Origin of the sequence: Stutzerimonas chloritidismutans AW-1 (assembly GCF_000495915.1) — a bacterium.
In the GTDB taxonomy this organism is placed as follows: Bacteria; Pseudomonadota; Gammaproteobacteria; order Pseudomonadales; family Pseudomonadaceae; genus Stutzerimonas; species Stutzerimonas chloritidismutans.
This window is the reverse complement of record NZ_AOFQ01000003.1, coordinates 47,555-63,118: the sequence shown is the minus strand read 5'-3', so window position 1 is coordinate 63,118 and position 15,564 is coordinate 47,555. Positions and strand designations below refer to the sequence as shown.

Genomic DNA, 15,564 nt, shown 5'->3' with positions numbered 1-15,564 from the left:
AAAAAGAATAGCCATCGAGCCTAACGCGAGCGTTCCGGGTTTACCATCGCTGCCCCTTTCATCGCCGAGTACGGCGACGGAGACGATTCGTGAGTCGAGCAGATTTTCATCAGATCAATGCCGAGCGCGCCCGCGCCGAAGCCCAACGCCTGCTGGACCAGCAAGCGGCCCTGGGCTCGCGCTGGCTGGCCTGGGTTGCCACCGAGCTGTATCAGCTCAGCCCACCGGAATACACCGCCATGGTCCGCCGCGAACTGGAGCAGCTCAACCGAGCACAGCAGCCGTGACCCAGCAGGCGCCACGCACTTCGCTCGGAGCCTGGACGGTCGACGGCCCATTGCTGTGCCGTCAGTTTTCGCCGCTGCCGGATAGTCGCAGAGCCACCGCCATGGACAAGCAAGCCAGCGACGGCCCGTTGTGGCTGGGCCTGGATGGCCTGCAGGGTGATCGGATCGCCGATCGGCGTTTTCATGGCGGGCCGGATCGCAGCCTCTGCCACTACCCGACCCAGCATTATCAGTATTGGTCGCAGCGCTTCCCGCCGCTGCGCGCGCGGCTTGGCCTCGGCGCCTTCGGTGAGAACATAGGTAGCCAGGCGCTGGACGAAGAGCAGGTATGCATCGGCGATCTTCTTCGCTGGGGCACCGCGTTGATCGAGATCAGCCAGCCGCGCTCGCCCTGCATCAGGCTGGACAACCGTCACGGTGTGTGTGGCCTGGCACGGGAGCTGTCGGCGAGCGGCCGCACCGGCTGGCTCTACCGGACCATCGAGCCAGGCACCGTGCGTCCTGGCGACACGTTGCAGTTGCTCGAGCGCCCGCACCCACAGATCAACGTCGCGCACCTGTGGCGCTGCTTTCTCGATCAGAACCTGACTGAAGACAACCTGCAGCAACTGGCGAAGCTGCCGCGTCTGGCCATGCATTATCGGGCGATCTTCCGCCAGCGTTACGACGCCCTTCGCGCCCAGCGCGACCAGCACAGCCTGTTCGACTGATACCTAGGGGCTGTTCCCGCTTCGTGCGCGGCAAATGGCGCCATCCGGCGTTGCGGGACTTGGCAAGGGAACCACCTTTACCTGCGTCCCGCGCCTGCGGAACGCCGCCCGGCCATGGCGCCATTTAGTGCAGCAACGCGGCTTGCGACGAAACGGGAACAGGCCCTAAGCAAAGCAGTGCGTGCAATGCAGCCCAGCAGTGCCATACTGCAGCGGTCATGGAAGACACAGGCCGGAAACAGGCTTCGCTCCAGCAGCGACAGTCAGGTCTTCGCACATCAGGACATGTCCAGCCAGCAATCAGAGGTGAACACCATGAGCAAGGGAATGGACGCAAAGAAGAACGGCAAGAAAAAGCCGATGAAAACGGCGCAAGAAAAACGGATGGCCAAGCGCGACAAGAAGAGTGGCTCGGGCACTACGCTGCTCGGCGCCCACGCCGCCACCCATTGAGCCTTATCGCTGCGACGCCCGGTCTGATGCCGGGCGTTTCAGACCCTGGCCAGACGCAACCGACCGAACAACCAGCTACCGCAGACATTCACCGCCAGGCCGAGCATCACCAGCAACGCCCCACCCAATTGCAGCGTCCCCAGCCGCTCGCCCAGCAACACGCTGGCTGACGTCAGCCCGACCACCGGCACCAGCAGCGAGAACGGGGCCACCTGGCTCGCCGGGTAACGCGACAGCAAGCGACTCCACAGGCCATAGCCGAGAATCGTCGCGCCGAATGCCAGGTAGGCCAGCACCAGAATCGTCTGCCAACCAATGCCGCGCAGCGCCGCCTCGATCACCGCCGGCCCCTCGAGCCATAGCGACAGCGCCAGGAATGGCAGCGGCGGCACCAGACTGCCCCATACCACCAGCCCGACCAGGTTCACCTTGCCGACCTTGCGTGTGACGATGTTGCCCAGCGCCCACATCGACGCCGCGCAGATGGTCAGCACGAAACCGCTCAGGGTCATGCCCAGGCCGGTCTGCGCGCCGATCATCGCCAGACCGCAGGCCGCGATGACCAGTCCCAGCAAATTGGCTGCGCGCAAACGCTCGCCGAGAAACAGCGCCGCGAAGAACAGCGTGAAGAACGCCTGCGACTGCAGCACCAGCGAGGCCAGTCCGGCCGGCATGCCATGTTTCATCGCGGTGAACAGAAAGGCGAACTGCCCGAGCGAGATGGTCAGCCCATAGGCCAGCATCCAGCGCAACGGCACCTGCGGACGCTTGATGAAGAACACCGCCGGCACGGCCGCCAGCATGAAACGCAACGCACCCAGCAGCATCGGCGGCACGTCGTGCAGGCCGACCATGATCACCACGAAGTTCATGCCCCAGACGACGATGACGACCAGCGCGAGCAGCAGATCCCGAGGCGACATGGCGACGCACCCTGTTGCGTAAAAGATGCATTAAAGACGCCGCTTCCGATGAGCGCTCCATACAGTGATCGCCAAAATGAGCGGCACAGTGCGGAGCAACCGCCCATCGCCCTGACACGGGCAGCACACGTCAAGCTCGACCGCCACCGGCGACGCAAGGCCGGAATACGCTATAGAATCCGCGCCTGACTTCATCACTTCAGACGGGGACGAGCATGGGCGCACAGTGGAAAGCGAAGCATAAGGAAGCGGCGGCGAACGCCAAGGGCAGGATCTTCGGAAAGCTGTCGAAGGAAATCATGATCGCAGCCCGCAGCGGTGCCGACCCCGACATGAATCCGCGCCTGCGCCTGGTCGTCGAACAGGCGAAGAAGGCCTCGATGCCCAAGGACACCCTGGAGCGCGCCATCAAGAAAGGCGCAGGCCTCAGCGGTGAGGTGGTCCACTACGAACGCACACTCTACGAAGGCTTCGCGCCGCATCAGGTGCCACTGATCGTCGAGTGCCTGACCGACAACGTCAACCGCACCGTTGCCGAAATCCGCGTGCTGTTCCGCAAAGGCCAGTTGGGCTCCTCCGGCTCGGTGAGCTGGGACTTCGACCACGTCGGCATGATCGAAGCCGCGCCTGAAGGCGACGCCGATGCCGAAATGGCCGCGATCGAGGCCGGTGCGCAGGATTTCGAAGCAGCCGACGAAGGCAGCACGCTGTTCATCACCGAACCCACCGATCTCGACGCCGTGTGCAAGGCGCTGCCGGAATTCGGCTTTACCGTGCAGTCCGCGCAACTGGGCTATCGTCCGAAGAATCCGGTCAGCCTGTCCGGTGCCGAACTGGAAGAAGTCGAAGCCTTCCTCGAGGCCATCGACGCCCACGATGACGTGCAGAACGTCTACGTCGGCTTGGCGGGCTGACAGCCATCGACTTTACTTGGGGCTGTTCCCGCGCGTGGCGATGCCGACGCGGGGGTGGGCCCTGACGAACAACGAACCCGGCGAGCATTCACCATGAGCAGCAGCAAACCGACCACGCCCTACAGTCAGCGCGAACAAGGCTATCGGGAAAAAGCACTGAAGATGTATCCCTGGGTCTGCGGTCGTTGCGCGCGGGAATTTTCCGGCAAGCGCCTGAGCGAGTTGACGGTCCACCACAAGGACCACAACCACGACAACAACCCCGAGGATGGCTCGAACTGGGAGCTGCTCTGCCTGTACTGCCACGACAACGAGCATTCCCGCTACACCGACAACCAGTACCAGGCCGAAGCCAGGCCGGGCAGCGACCTGGGCCCGAAGGAAACCTTCAAGGCCTTCGCCAACCTGGCCGATCTGCTCAAGGGCAAGCAGGACTGATCGGCCAGACCGACATTCAGCTCACTTGACCAAGAGCACCGGGACCGATACCTCATGGATCACCCGGTTCGCCACCGAGCCCATCAGCATCCCGGTGAAGCTGCCCAGACCACGGGTGCCCATCACCACCGTGTCGCAGCCCAGCCGCTTGACCGCGTCGTTGACCTGCTCGGCAACATTGCCAAGCAGCGCATGGGTTTCGCAGCTCAGGCCGCCGGCCTGCAACACGGCTGCCGCTTCGTCGAGCACGGAGCGCGCCTTGGCCATCAGGCCGTTGTTGAGTTCATCGATCATCGCCGACGTCACGTATTCGCCGTAGATGATCGGTTCGTGCTGAACGTTGACCACATGCACCTGTAGCGCGATCCCGGTATCCCGCGCCAGATCGACGACATACTGCAGGGCGCGCTTGGCGTTGTCCGAACCATCGTATGCAACCAGAAGCCTGCGCATTTCCTGTCTCCGCTGTTGTGTGGACCTTCAGCTTAGACCAGCTGCCTGCGCGTTGCGGGCGCTGCTCGCACTTGTTTTGATCTGGCACAAGCGCGCATCATCTCGCGCCCTTTCAACGAGCCAGAGACGAGTCTGATGAACCCCGATCAAGGTCCCGCATTCGGCGTCGGCGACGCCTCGTTCCAGGCAGCCGGCGGCGAACCGGGCCTGCAACGGCTGGTCGCGGACTTCTACCAGGTGATGGACCTGGCGCCAGAGGCCGCGGGCGTTCGTGCAATGTATCCGGCGGACGTGAGCGACGCCCGGGACCGGCTGGCGAGCTTTCTGAGCGGCTGGCTGGGCGGCCCGAAGCGATACGCAGAGAAGTATGGCGGCATCAGCATTCCGCAGTTCCATACCCGCTGGCAGGTCGGCGAAGCCGAACGCGATGCCTGGCTGTTCTGCATGGAACAGGCCATCGCCCGTCAGCCATTCACGCCGGAATTCGCCGAGTACCTGCTACGGCAGCTGCGCGTCCCCGCCGAGCGCATCCGCCAGGTGCAGGCAGCCTGCCCGATGCGTCCGGGCCGGAGCTGAAGCGCCCTCCCCGCCAGAGGCTGCAATGTCATTCGTTTAAGACGTGGCGCTGCAACGTCCATAGGCGCGCCTGATCGATTAATCCGCTGGGCAGGAGAACCGAGCCACTCACCTTGCGTCATACAGACAAGGGCGGCCGTCGTGGCGGCAGCGTTCATCCGTCGAAACCGAGCTGGCTCGTTCCATGAAAATCCGCTTCGCGTCCATCAACCCGCAGAAGATCCTCGAGGTTTGCGAGATTCTCCAGCCCAGCGGAATCGAGGTGAAGCCCTTCCCCATCCGTATCGAGGAGCTGCGTACCGAGGACCTGCACCAGCTGGTCAGCGACAAGCTGCTGGTCGCCTTCAAGATGATCGGTAAACCGGTCTTCGTCGAACACACCGGGCTTTTCATCAACAGCCTCAACGGCTTTCCCGGCGGGCTGACGCAGATCTTCTGGGACCGACTGCAGGCCGAGCGATTCTCGGAGCTGATCGGGCGGCTGGACGATCCGGCCGCCGAGGCGCGGACCCTGATCGGCTATTGCGACGGTCGCAAACGGCATTTCTTCGAAGGCGTGGTCGCCGGGCGCATCGCACCGTCGCCAGCCGGGCATGGCGGCTTCGAATGGGACAACGTATTCATTCCCGAAGGCCAGACCCAGACGTTCGCGCAGCTGGGCACGCAAAAGAACGGTCTTTCCATGCGCCGGCGCGCACTCGACGCCTTCGTCGCCTATCTGCGGGAGTCCTGAGCAACCATGGACCAGCTCCGCGAAGCGTACCGGAACAATCGCCTGATCCTTTTTGTCGGTTCCGGCGTATCCGCCAACATTGGCTTGCCGCCGTGGAAGGAGCTGATCGACGAGATCGCCGTGCAGCTCGACTACGACCCGGAGGTGTTCAACACCTACGGCAATTTCCTCGCTCTGGCCGAGTACTACCGGATCAAGAAAGGCAGCATCGGCCCGCTGCGCAGCTGGATGGACCGTGAGTGGCATCGCGACATCGAAATACGAGACTCGGAAATTCATCGGCTGATCGTGCGTGGCCGTTTTCCGGCGATCTATACCACCAACTATGACCGTTGGCTGGAGTACGCCCATGACGCCCATGCGGTGGACTACATCAAGATCGCCAACGCCAGTGACCTGACCAAGGCCCGTGATGGCGTCAGGCAGATCGTCAAGTTCCACGGTGACTTCGATGATGACGCCTCGATCGTGCTTGACGAGACCAGCTACTACCAGCGCCTGCAGTTCGAAACGCCGCTGGATATCAAGTTACGCGCCGACACATTGAGCAAGGCCGTTCTGTTTATCGGATACAGTCTTTCCGATACCAATATACGTCTGCTATTTCACAAGCTGTCGAAGATATGGAACGAGCACGAGACGCTCGGTGTACGGCCCATTTCATATGTGTTCTCACACAAGCCGAACCCGGTTCAGGAAGAAGTGTTGAGGCAATGGGGCATTCGCATGATTGCATCGGAAGACGATGAACCCGGCGTTGCGCTGAAGAACTTCCTGCAGCAACTGGTTGAAACCTGAGAGCCTTTTCCAAAAACAAGCGAAGCGGCATTAAAACAAGCGAAACGGCACTTTGACGAAGACACAGGCAATTTAGCATGCGCGATGTCGGGTGACATCGCGCATGTCCTGATCAGTAGTTGAAGCCAACACCGATGCTGTAGAGGAACACTCCGTCATCATATCGATCCTGTGCATCGCTGCCGCTCTTGAACAGGAACTGATATTCCGCCATCGCGGTAATGAACGTCTTGTCCTGAACCCAGTACTTGAAGCCGACTTGTCCTGACCCCAGTACTTGAAGCCGCCTCCCGGCCCCGCCATGAACGTCTCGTCTACCCGGTCACCGTAGACACCACCAATGCTCGCACCGATGAAAGGCCGTGCCTTGCCGGTGCCGAAGTGATAGTCATAGAAGACGCGAGTCGAGCCATCGAACTTGACACGGCGGTTTCAGGAGCTGAGTGCAACACGGTTATTGAATTGAAGCTGGAGCATCATGCCGCATAGCCATGGCTTCTTGCATCACCTCGCTCATGACTTCAATCGGGCATTTGAAGTCGAAGCGCTTGCGCGGGCGCATATTCAATTGCAGTGCAATGGCATCCAGCTCTTCCTGGCTGTGTACCGACAGGTCTGTGCCCTTGGGCAGGTACTGGCGGATCAAGCCATTGATGTTTTCGTTGCTGCCGCGCTGCCAAGGACTGTGCGGGTCGCAGAAGTAGATCGCCACCCCGGTCTTCTGGGTGATCTCGGCGTGCCGCGCCATCTCCCGCCCCTGGTCGTAGGTCATGCTCTTGCGCATCGCCAGCGGCATGCGATTGAGCGCCGCGCTGAAACCTTCCATCGCCGAGGTCGCCGTCGCGTCGTTCATCTTCACCAGGATCAGGTAGCCACTGGTGCGCTCTACCAAGGTGCCTACGGACGAGGCGTTGGCCTTGCCCTTGATCAGGTCGCCTTCCCAATGGCCCGGCATCAGTCGGTCTTCGATCTCCGGCGGGCGCACGTGGATACTGACCATCTCGGGGATCTGGCCGCGCCGATCTACACCGCCAGAGCGCGGCCGGCGGGCCGTCTTGCCTTGGCGCAGGCAGATGATCAGCTCCTTGCGCAGTTCGCCGACCGGCAGGGCATAGATCGCGTTGTAGATCGTCTCGCGACAGACGTAGGCATCTCTAAGGCTGGAAATGTTCATGCTGCGCAGCTTGCCGGCAATCTGCTCGGGAGACAAACGCTCACGCAGCATGTGGACCACCAACTCGAAGCGCTCACTGCCCGGCAGCAGCTTGCGCTTGGGCCGGCAGGCTTGGCGCCGAATCCTCATCTGTTGTTGGGCGCTACGGGCCGCGTAAGCACCAATGCCGTCTTGATTGCGTCTCAGCTCGCGGCTGATGGTCGAGGGCGATCGGTTGATCAGGCGAGCAATCCCGCGCAGGCTGAAACCTTGGGCTTGACCGAGTTGAATGGCGGCGCGCTCTTCGACGCTGAGTTCGGAATAGGACATGGGGCAACACCGTACCGGAAAGGTCAGGTGTTGCACTCAGTTTTTGCGGCCGCCCACTTTCTCCCTCGGTATCACGCGCATTGACAGTCTGCCGGACACCCCAGAGAGAAGATTCGCTTAAATACTGACCCCAACTTCCCTGTACGGAAAAAACAGTATCGTCAAAGTCCTTGTCGCTGCTTCCTGCACCACCCAATGTGATTTCCTTGTCACCGGTCATGGGAGCCGCACCGGCAACAGCCGGAAGCATAGCGGCAACCATTAAGGAAGTTTTGAAAAGTCGATTCATGACGGCACCTCTGCTTTTGTGCTTGTTATGAAATACGCAATAGCAATGCGTATTCCTGAGACAAGCATGTAAACCCTGAGACTGCTCAAAGGAATCGACGAATGACCGGCTTTTCATGCAAAACAATAGAAAAAAGCGTCAATTCGATGATTTTTATAAAATTAGCCTAGAACGCGATATTGTTATGCCAGCACGACAGCCTTCAAATAGATATTAGAAAGGCAATTATAGAATCGTTGCGTGATATACATATAAACCCTTCCAATAAATCAGCCAGCCACATCCGCACTCTTCTCGTGAAGTTCAAGCACATCATCTTCCCGTTCATCATCGAAATAACGGCTGAACGCGAGATACATCCACACGGGTGTCAAGGCCAACCCAACGGCGATACATATCCACGCCAGCACAGAACTTCCTTCCGGCTGTGGAAACAGCAACCGCCCCACGCCGATCAATAACGTGAAGACCGATAGCGCCGTAACGCCTACCGCAAACAGGCGTACACCGAGGGCCTTGAGCGACTCCCGGCGTGAGACGCCACAACGCACGGCGGTCTGTCCCCAGAAGCCGAACGGCCGCACCCTGCGATAGAAGCGATCCAGCGTCTCCTTGTCCGTGGGCGGGGTGATGTAGCTGACCAGAATCGCGGCGCTGCAGGTAACCAGGGACATGATGCCCAGACGTATCCACTCACGCTCCGGATCGGTGCCCAAGTAGTAGAGCAGCAAGGGCGCGGTGATCAGCGATGCGATCATTGCCGTCAGCTCGGAGTACAGATTGATCCTCTCCCAGAGCCAGCGCAGTACCAGCACCGATCCCATTCCGGCACCGAACAGCAAGGAGATGAACCACGCCGTCTGGATCGAACCGAGGTTGGCCATGATGACCATCGCGATCAGCAGGATCAGCACGTTGGAAAGACGCGCAACCAGAACCAGCTCTTTGTCCTTGGGCTTGCGCTTGAGCAGCTTCGGCGCGACGACCCCACCATAGACATCATTGCTCCAGTACGAAGCGCCCCAATTGAGATGCGTATCCACGGTCGACGCCAGGGCCGCCAGTAGGCCCACCAGCATCAACCCGCGGAAACCCGGCGGTAGCAATTCTTCGATACCGGTGACGAACAGCGCCTCGCGCGCAGCGGTGAAGCCTTCACCACTCATCTCTTCTGGACTGAACGGATACAGCACCAGCAGACCGATCGCTATCGCCAGCCAGAACAGGCTGCGCAGGAATATCTGCAGCCAGGTGAATACCAAACCGGCAATACGCGCCTCACGATCTGTCGGGCAAGCCATGCTGCGCTGCGCCAGGTATCCGGTACCGTCGGAATTCATCTGGAACAGCCACTGCAAACCGACGATCACCAGAAATGGCGTCAGCGCCTCGCCGGCATTGCTCGGCGGCGAGAACGAAAGCATCTTGGCCGCCTGCTCGCTGCCATACAGCTCGACGATCCGATCGGTCAGGCCGCCCAGTCCACCGGCTGCGTCCACCACGAACCAGGCGTATACCAACGTACCCAGCATCGCCACGCTGAACTGCATGACATCGGTCTGCACCACCGCACGCAGGCCTCCGGTGATCGAGTACATCGCCGTGAAGGTCAGGATCAACAGGATCGAAATGAGATTGTTGGTGCTGGTCGTCAGCTGATCGAGCCCACTGATGCTCTCACCAAGCCGTATGCCGCTGGCTTCCACTGCGCCCATGATCACCGCGTAGACGCCGCCCGGCAGCCACTCGTGCCATGGCAGAAACACCTCGGCAATGCGAATGGCCGCGACCAGTACCATTGCCAGCACCACACAGTTGATAACGGTGCCGTAATAGATCGCCTTGAACAGCCGCAACGGCACCACTGCGGGACCGCTGTAGCGCACACGAGTTAGTTCGGCGTCGGTGAGCACCCCGGCACGGCGCCAGCCGGAGGCGAATACCCATGCCAGCAGCAGGAATGCCAACCCATATATCCACAGCCGCCACAACGCAAAAACCCCGGCAGTCGCGACCAGACCGCTGACCAGCAACGGCGTATCGGCCGCGAACTGCGTGGCGGACATCGACACACCTGCGCGCCAGCCCTTGATGGTTCGTCCGGCAAGAAAGTATTCGTGAAGGCTCTGCGAGGCTTTGGAGCGGGCGCGCATCCCTGCCGAAAGGCCGTAGAAAACGAATGCGAGCACAATCAGTAGATCCAACATGTTGTTATTCCTGTCGTTGGAAACGCTAAGGGTGAGAGCGCCAAGACGACGGAAAAGATGCAGCGAACGGATGAACGGCAGCGGTCGGATACAGGGCGTATGGCGATCGCAGCTCAGGCGCTAGACTAGCGCCCTCGAAGAATCCACGGTCGGTCATGCCCACTCTCGACTATTCGCCGCTCCCCAAGGCTCTGCAGCCGCTGCTGGTCAGGTTCTATCGAGCCCACAACAGCCGTAACCGCATACGTCCCGAGGCCACATGCTGGGTGGCCCGGCGCGGCGCTATCCTCGGTGGGCTCTGCCTGACGCCAGTAGCGGATGGGCATTTTCTGACCGGCTTGTTGGTGAGCCCTTCGCAGCGGAGCCGCGGCATCGGCGCGCAGCTTGTACGCGAAGCGCTGATGTCGAACAGCGGACCGGTCTGGCTGTTCTGTAAACCGGAACTTCTGGATTTCTATACGCGACTTGGCTTCGTCATGACGGACCAGCTGCCTGACACCCTGGCCGACCGACTGGCCCGCTACCGACGGACCAAGGCACTGATTGCCCTGCTCCATGACCGAAGGATGATGCCCATGCCAGCTGCAACCCTGAACATCGCCATCGCCTGCCTGATCGACGAACGCGGACGCCTCCTGGTCGTGCGCAAACGCAGCACCCGCTTCTTCATGCTCCCCGGGGGCAAGGCAGAGCCGGGCGAAACACCTCTGCAAACCCTCAAGCGTGAGCTTCATGAAGAACTCGACCTGAGGCTCGAGGATGATGACCTCGAGTCGTTCGGGCACTTCCGCGCACCGGCTGCCAACGAGCCGGACCATCAGGTGGAGGCGGATGTGTTCATCGGACGCCTGCCCCACGCAGTGAAGGTGCAGGCCGAACTGGAAGAACTGGGTTGGATGGAGATCGCGCCATGCGCGAGGGAGGATGTGGCGCCGCTGTTGCGCAGGCATATCATGCCTGCGCTATTGATGCGTACGGAGGGGAAGGAACAAGCCGTTTGAGCGTGCGCCTCCGGTTGATCAGGGCGAGATCGGATCGCTGGCTGGAAAGGTTTCTTCGATAGCCTCATCGAGCTGATCTTCGTCAGCCTCATCCGGCCGACGGGTCACGTCGTCCTGCTCTTTGGTGGGCTGGTCGTTGTGCTGGTCGCCGTTCATGTGGTTCTCCGCTGATGGACTGTTCCCATTAGGCCGTGCCCCGGCCACTCGGTTCAGCGGGAGTTTCTCGCAGGCAAAAAAAAGGGGCGGGTTTGCCCCCGCCCGCCTCCTTCCTTGTTCCCTGTATCCCTTCTCATCTTCCTGGATGACACCGCTTCCTGCGGCGGTCCTTGACCTTCATCCTGAAGGCCGCGCTAATCCCTGAGCACGGGTGCGATATTAATGATCGGCGTGACGACAACAAGCTGTGGCATCCAGCCGCAGCACTGCCTGGCCCATCCAGAGCATCTAATAATTTCTATAAAAATCAGTAAGTTGCGTAGTGAGTCGGGCATAAATCGCCGGTCGCCGTAGCTGTTTCGTGGGCTTTGCTTACAACGTTTGTAAGCAAATGCGTACACAGGGAGAGGACAACCAAGAAAATCGACCGCAACGGATTAAGCCAAGGGATCGACCCAAGGCCGCGTGTGTAAGGGGTCAGGAAGAGTGCAGCAGCGGCGGGATTGTCGTCGGGCCCGGCAACCAGACCCGACGACATTGATGTCACTGGAACAGCGCGTCGCTCGACAGGCCGTTACGCTCGAGAATCTCGCGCAGACGGCGCAGCGCCTCCACCTGGATCTGGCGAACACGCTCGCGGGTCAGGCCGATCTCCTGCCCCACCTCCTCCAGCGTCGAGGCTTCATGGCCGCGCAGGCCAAAACGACGGATAACCACCTCCCGCTGCTTTTCGGACAGATCAGACAGCCATTGGTCGATGCTGTTGGACAGATCGTCATCCAGCAGGAGCTCGCAAGGATCGGTCGGGCGATCGTCGGTCAGTGTATCGAGCAGCGTCTTGTCCGTGTCCGGGCCAAGCGACACGTCCACCGAAGTGACGCGTTCGTTGAGCCCCAGCATGCGCTTGACCTCACCGACCGGCTTCTCCAGCAGGTTGGCGATCTCTTCAGGGCTGGGTTCGTGGTCGAGCTTCTGGGTCAGCTCGCGAGCGGCCCGGAGGTAGACGTTCAATTCCTTGACCACATGAATCGGCAGGCGAATCGTGCGGGTCTGATTCATGATCGCCCGTTCGATGGTCTGTCGAATCCACCAGGTGGCATAGGTGGAAAAGCGGAAGCCGCGCTCGGGGTCGAATTTCTCCACCGCGCGAATCAGACCAAGATTGCCCTCCTCGACCAAATCGAGCAGGGAAAGACCGCGATTGACGTAGCGTCGGGCGATCTTGACCACCAGGCGAAGGTTGCTTTCGATCATGCGCTTGCGCCCCGCCGGATCGCCTTTCTGCGCCAAACGCGCGAAATGCACTTCTTCTTCGGGGGTCAGGAGGGGGGAGAAACCGATTTCGTTGAGATACAACTGGGTTGCATCTAGCGCCCGGTTGTAGTCGATGAACTTGTGCTGTTTGCTGGATGTGGCCTTGGGTCTGCCTGCACTGGCAGCCTTGGTCACTTTGTCTTTCTGGTCGAAGTGGATCGGCGTTTCCATGAGCAGAACCGCATCGTCGACGTCAAACTCCAGCGCGTGGTCTTTAAGTGCCATTTTATTCTTGTCCTGTTCCGGGTTCGACAACAGGCCCAAGCGGCGCGGGTCCCTGGCTACGCTCAAGCCCAACCTAGTGCTGGAACAGGCAGGTGACAGGTCAACGTCTTGGCAGGTATTGCAGCGGGTCTACGGGTTTGCCCTGGCGACGAATCTCGAAATGCAGCTTCACCCGGTCGGTACCCGTCGATCCCATCTCGGCGATACTTTGCCCAGCCTTGACTTGTTGACCCTCCCGCACCAGCAGCCTGCGGTTGTGTCCGTAGGCGCTTACATAGGTATCGCTGTGCTTGATGATCACAAGTTCGCCGTAACCCCGTAATCCACTGCCGGCGTACACAACAGTCCCATCAGAAGCAGCCAGGACAGGCTGTCCCAAATCCCCAGCGATATCAATTCCTTTATTCAAACTACCGTTTGAGGAAAAACGACCGATGATCGTGCCGTTCGCTGGCCATGCCCAACCGCTTGCAGAGCGGGTCACAGGCGTAACCGGAGTGCGCGCCGGCTGGCTAACCGCGGGCTTAGGTTGTGTGGTGATCGCCGGCTGGCGCGGAACCGGATTGGCGACCACGACCGGGGTGGATGGGGCGGGACTGGAAGAAGGCCTGGGCACCGGCTGCGGGGTAGCAGCGGCCGTTCGGGTGGCGCCGCCGCTAAAGCGAATCCGCTGACCGGGATAGATGACATGCGGCGGCTGAATGCCGTTTACGCGGGCCAGATCGCGCCAATCCCAGCCAAAGCGGAAAGCGATGGACCACAGCGTGTCGCCGCGGCGCACGATGTACTGCCCACTGGTGACACGATCACGCTGGTTGCGATCGACGACCTGCACACCACCGCCCGGAGGCGAGGATGCGCAACCGACCAGCGTGCCGGCGATCACTAGCACGCCGACCATCGAGCGGACCAAAGGGTCGCGAATCCACCGCCGTACTGCTGTGAGCCTCAATGCCCGCTCCCTTTCATAGACACGTGCGTCAAACGCCTTCCGTCATCGGCTGGCGTCGCCCGGCGAACCACTCGAGACCCAGCACCAGGACGATGCCGCCCACGGCCAGCAGTATGGCCAGCAGCAACTGCGGGTCCTGGCCGGTCAGATCGCCATAGGCGCCGGGCAGCAGATTCTGCTGCAGGACCGGAACGTTCTCGCCGCTGGAGTTGGTACGCCAGGTCAGCGTTTCCTTCCACGGCCAGACCTTGTTCAGCGAGCCGAGCATCAATCCGGTGAGAAACGCCAGAGTCAGGTCGCGCCAGCGCTTGAGCAGCCAGCTGAGGAACTTGGCAAAGCTGAGCAGACCCACCAGGCAACCGGCAGCGAAGATCGCCATCACGCCGATATCGAAGTTCTTTACCGCACCCAGCACCACCGGATACAGCCCCAGCAAGACGAGGATGAAGCTGCCGGAGATCCCCGGAAGGATCATGGCGCAGATGGCGATGGCACCGGCGAAGAACAGGCTCAGGCCGTCACTACCCCATTGCACCGGGGCCGCCACCGTTATCCAGTAGGCGAAACCGATACCCAGGCAGAAACTCACCAGCCGCGACAGGTTGCGCCGCTGGATCTCCTTGCCCACCAGATGCACGGAAACCAGGATCAGGCCGAAGAAGAAGGACCAAACGGGAATCGGATGCTCTTCCAGCAGGAAGGTAATCAGCCTGGCCAGGCTGAGGATGCTGGTCAGGATGCCGGCAAACAGCACCACCAGAAAACTGCCGTTGGCGGTCTTCCACGCCTCGGCGACGCGCCCCCGCAGCAACGGGCGGATGGCATAGGGCACCGCACTGATCGAACGCAGCAGCTCGTCGTAGATGCCGGTGATGAAAGCCACCGTACCGCCCGAGACACCGGGCACCACATCCGCTGCGCCCATGGCCATGCCCTTGGCGTACAACAATAAAGCGTCTTTCATGCTTTCTTCCGCTGAATGATCAAATCACGGGGCCATTGAGCAGCGGCACGAAACGTACGGTATCCAGAAGATGACGCGAAAAGCCGTTCTCCTCTCGAATGATCAGCATGAGTTGCTGGACCTCGCCGGCCCCTACCGGGATCACCAGACGCCCACCGGGCGCCAACTGATCGAGCAGGGCCTGCGGCACATCGGCTGCCGCTGCGGTGACGATGATCCCGTTGTAAGGCGCCAATGCTGGCCAGCCTTCCCAACCATCGCCCCAGCGAAAGACCACATTGCGCAGCTTGAGTTCGGCGAGGCGCTCCTTGGCTCGGTCCTGCAGCGCCTGAATGCGCTCGACCGAGAAGACCCGCTCGACCAGCTGCGCCAGCACGGCGGTCTGGTAGCCGGAGCCGGTCCCGATTTCGAGAACCTTGTCCAGCGGCCCGTCGGCCAGCAGCAGCTCGCTCATGCGTGCAACCATGAACGGCTGGGAAATGGTCTGGTTGTGTCCGATCGGCAGCGCCGTATCTTCATAGGCACGGTGCGCCAGGGCTTCGTCTACGAACAGATGACGTGGCGTGCGGCGGATGACTTCGAGCACTTGGGCGCTGGAAAGACCTTCCTCGTACAGGCGCTGGATGAGGCGATCACGGGTGCGTTGGGAGGTCATTCCCGACCCATGCAGCAGGCTGTCTTGTTCGCG

At 60.9% G+C, this 15,564-nt stretch carries 18 protein-coding genes and 2 pseudogenes; 9 read left to right on the top strand and 11 right to left on the bottom strand.

Annotated elements, in window-relative coordinates:
• Positions 1-89: 89 nt before the first annotated feature.
• The 3 genes from F753_RS26210 (at position 90) to F753_RS49440 (ending at position 1,450) form a co-directional block, all read left to right on the top strand.
• Positions 90-287 (top strand): hypothetical protein, encoded by a 198-nt coding sequence (locus F753_RS26210; protein ID WP_023443776.1) that lies wholly within the window; start codon positions 90-92, stop codon positions 285-287.
• Complete coding sequence (locus F753_RS26205; RefSeq protein ID WP_023443775.1) at positions 284-997, top strand: MOSC domain-containing protein; 714 nt, start codon at positions 284-286, stop codon at positions 995-997. Before F753_RS26210 ends, F753_RS26205 begins: the two co-directional genes overlap by 4 nt.
• A gap of 315 nt (positions 998-1,312) precedes the next feature.
• Entirely contained in the window at positions 1,313-1,450 is a 138-nt protein-coding gene (locus tag F753_RS49440; protein WP_156924007.1) for a hypothetical protein, read from the top strand.
• Positions 1,451-1,488: 38 nt separating this feature from the next.
• On the opposite strand, the gene F753_RS26195 is transcribed toward F753_RS49440, so the two are convergent.
• Positions 1,489-2,373, bottom strand: a complete 885-nt coding sequence (locus tag F753_RS26195; RefSeq protein ID WP_023443773.1) for an EamA family transporter — start codon at positions 2,371-2,373, stop codon at positions 1,489-1,491.
• A 215-nt stretch (positions 2,374-2,588) separates the two neighbouring features.
• Between F753_RS26195 and F753_RS26190 the strand changes: the two genes are divergently transcribed.
• On the top strand, positions 2,589-3,287 hold the full coding sequence (locus tag F753_RS26190) for a YebC/PmpR family DNA-binding transcriptional regulator (protein WP_014819936.1): 699 nt from the start codon (positions 2,589-2,591) through the stop codon (positions 3,285-3,287).
• Positions 3,288-3,380: 93 nt separating this feature from the next.
• On the top strand, positions 3,381-3,725 hold the full coding sequence (locus F753_RS26185; protein WP_003299313.1) for a YajD family HNH nuclease: 345 nt from the start codon (positions 3,381-3,383) through the stop codon (positions 3,723-3,725).
• A 21-nt stretch (positions 3,726-3,746) separates the two neighbouring features.
• Here the strand turns inward: F753_RS26185 and F753_RS26180 are convergent, their stop codons facing one another.
• Positions 3,747-4,178, bottom strand: a complete 432-nt coding sequence (locus tag F753_RS26180; RefSeq protein ID WP_003299314.1) for a universal stress protein — start codon at positions 4,176-4,178, stop codon at positions 3,747-3,749.
• Between the two features lie 135 nt (positions 4,179-4,313).
• On the opposite strand from F753_RS26180, the gene F753_RS26175 reads away from it, so the two are divergent.
• The 3 genes from F753_RS26175 to F753_RS26165 all read left to right on the top strand — a co-directional run bounded on the left by F753_RS26175 (position 4,314) and on the right by F753_RS26165 (position 6,285).
• Complete coding sequence (locus F753_RS26175; RefSeq protein WP_023443772.1) at positions 4,314-4,754, top strand: group II truncated hemoglobin; 441 nt, start codon at positions 4,314-4,316, stop codon at positions 4,752-4,754.
• Between the two features lie 184 nt (positions 4,755-4,938).
• Positions 4,939-5,487: a non-canonical purine NTP pyrophosphatase gene (locus tag F753_RS26170; protein WP_023443771.1), complete on the top strand. Its 549-nt coding sequence runs from the start codon at positions 4,939-4,941 to the stop codon at positions 5,485-5,487.
• Between the two features lie 6 nt (positions 5,488-5,493).
• On the top strand, positions 5,494-6,285 hold the full coding sequence (locus F753_RS26165; protein ID WP_014819934.1) for an SIR2 family protein: 792 nt from the start codon (positions 5,494-5,496) through the stop codon (positions 6,283-6,285).
• Between the two features lie 112 nt (positions 6,286-6,397).
• On the opposite strand, the pseudogene F753_RS50220 reads toward F753_RS26165, so the two are convergent.
• From F753_RS50220 to F753_RS26150, 4 genes and pseudogenes are all read right to left on the bottom strand, one after another.
• Positions 6,398-6,708 (bottom strand): annotated as a pseudogene (locus F753_RS50220) (hypothetical protein); the annotation flags it as partial.
• Positions 6,709-6,739: 31 nt separating this feature from the next.
• Complete coding sequence (locus F753_RS26155) at positions 6,740-7,768, bottom strand: IS30-like element ISPfl2 family transposase (RefSeq protein ID WP_011805384.1); 1,029 nt, start codon at positions 7,766-7,768, stop codon at positions 6,740-6,742.
• 55 nt (positions 7,769-7,823) lie between these two features.
• A pseudogene (locus F753_RS50215) lies at positions 7,824-8,057 on the bottom strand (hypothetical protein); the annotation flags it as partial.
• A 269-nt stretch (positions 8,058-8,326) separates the two neighbouring features.
• On the bottom strand, positions 8,327-10,264 hold the full coding sequence (locus F753_RS26150; RefSeq protein WP_023443769.1) for a sodium:solute symporter family protein: 1,938 nt from the start codon (positions 10,262-10,264) through the stop codon (positions 8,327-8,329).
• 155 nt (positions 10,265-10,419) lie between these two features.
• Between F753_RS26150 and F753_RS26145 the strand changes: the two genes are divergently transcribed.
• Positions 10,420-11,265, top strand: coding sequence for a GNAT family N-acetyltransferase (locus F753_RS26145; protein WP_023443768.1), 846 nt, complete (start codon positions 10,420-10,422; stop codon positions 11,263-11,265).
• Between the two features lie 18 nt (positions 11,266-11,283).
• Here the strand turns inward: F753_RS26145 and F753_RS49670 are convergent, their stop codons facing one another.
• The 5 genes from F753_RS49670 to F753_RS26130 form a co-directional block, all read right to left on the bottom strand.
• A complete protein-coding gene (locus F753_RS49670; protein ID WP_003299325.1) occupies positions 11,284-11,421 on the bottom strand; it encodes a hypothetical protein in 138 nt (45 codons plus the stop codon).
• Positions 11,422-11,964: 543 nt separating this feature from the next.
• The gene (gene rpoS / locus F753_RS26140) at positions 11,965-12,960 is read right to left on the bottom strand and encodes an RNA polymerase sigma factor RpoS (protein ID WP_003299327.1); all 996 of its coding nucleotides are present in this window, start codon (positions 12,958-12,960) and stop codon (positions 11,965-11,967) included.
• A 100-nt stretch (positions 12,961-13,060) separates the two neighbouring features.
• Entirely contained in the window at positions 13,061-13,861 is an 801-nt protein-coding gene (locus F753_RS48835) for a peptidoglycan DD-metalloendopeptidase family protein (RefSeq protein WP_084799351.1), read from the bottom strand.
• A 79-nt stretch (positions 13,862-13,940) separates the two neighbouring features.
• A complete protein-coding gene (locus F753_RS26135; RefSeq protein WP_023443764.1) occupies positions 13,941-14,876 on the bottom strand; it encodes a polyprenyl-phosphate transporter in 936 nt (311 codons plus the stop codon).
• A 19-nt stretch (positions 14,877-14,895) separates the two neighbouring features.
• Positions 14,896-15,531, bottom strand: a complete 636-nt coding sequence (locus F753_RS26130) for a protein-L-isoaspartate(D-aspartate) O-methyltransferase (RefSeq protein WP_003299331.1) — start codon at positions 15,529-15,531, stop codon at positions 14,896-14,898.
• Between the last annotated feature and the right edge of the window lie 33 nt (positions 15,532-15,564).

Excerpts from the sequence above, each read along its gene's own strand:
- F753_RS49440 (WP_156924007.1), top strand. The coding sequence starts at position 1,313 with ATGAGCAAGGGAATGGACGCAAAGAAGAACGGCAAGAAAAAGCCGATG.
- F753_RS26195 (WP_023443773.1), bottom strand. The coding sequence starts at position 2,373 with ATGTCGCCTCGGGATCTGCTGCTCGCGCTGGTCGTCATCGTCGTCTGG.
- F753_RS26190 (WP_014819936.1), top strand. The coding sequence starts at position 2,589 with ATGGGCGCACAGTGGAAAGCGAAGCATAAGGAAGCGGCGGCGAACGCC.
- F753_RS26185 (WP_003299313.1), top strand. The coding sequence starts at position 3,381 with ATGAGCAGCAGCAAACCGACCACGCCCTACAGTCAGCGCGAACAAGGC.
- F753_RS26180 (WP_003299314.1), bottom strand. The coding sequence starts at position 4,178 with ATGCGCAGGCTTCTGGTTGCATACGATGGTTCGGACAACGCCAAGCGC.
- F753_RS26175 (WP_023443772.1), top strand. The coding sequence starts at position 4,314 with ATGAACCCCGATCAAGGTCCCGCATTCGGCGTCGGCGACGCCTCGTTC.
- F753_RS26170 (WP_023443771.1), top strand. The coding sequence starts at position 4,939 with ATGAAAATCCGCTTCGCGTCCATCAACCCGCAGAAGATCCTCGAGGTT.
- F753_RS26165 (WP_014819934.1), top strand. The coding sequence starts at position 5,494 with ATGGACCAGCTCCGCGAAGCGTACCGGAACAATCGCCTGATCCTTTTT.
- F753_RS26155 (WP_011805384.1), bottom strand. The coding sequence starts at position 7,768 with ATGTCCTATTCCGAACTCAGCGTCGAAGAGCGCGCCGCCATTCAACTC.
- F753_RS26150 (WP_023443769.1), bottom strand. The coding sequence starts at position 10,264 with ATGTTGGATCTACTGATTGTGCTCGCATTCGTTTTCTACGGCCTTTCG.
- F753_RS26145 (WP_023443768.1), top strand. The coding sequence starts at position 10,420 with ATGCCCACTCTCGACTATTCGCCGCTCCCCAAGGCTCTGCAGCCGCTG.
- F753_RS49670 (WP_003299325.1), bottom strand. The coding sequence starts at position 11,421 with ATGAACGGCGACCAGCACAACGACCAGCCCACCAAAGAGCAGGACGAC.
- rpoS (WP_003299327.1), bottom strand. The coding sequence starts at position 12,960 with ATGGCACTTAAAGACCACGCGCTGGAGTTTGACGTCGACGATGCGGTT.
- F753_RS48835 (WP_084799351.1), bottom strand. The coding sequence starts at position 13,861 with ATGGTCGGCGTGCTAGTGATCGCCGGCACGCTGGTCGGTTGCGCATCC.
- F753_RS26135 (WP_023443764.1), bottom strand. The coding sequence starts at position 14,876 with ATGAAAGACGCTTTATTGTTGTACGCCAAGGGCATGGCCATGGGCGCA.
- F753_RS26130 (WP_003299331.1), bottom strand. The coding sequence starts at position 15,531 with ATGACCTCCCAACGCACCCGTGATCGCCTCATCCAGCGCCTGTACGAG.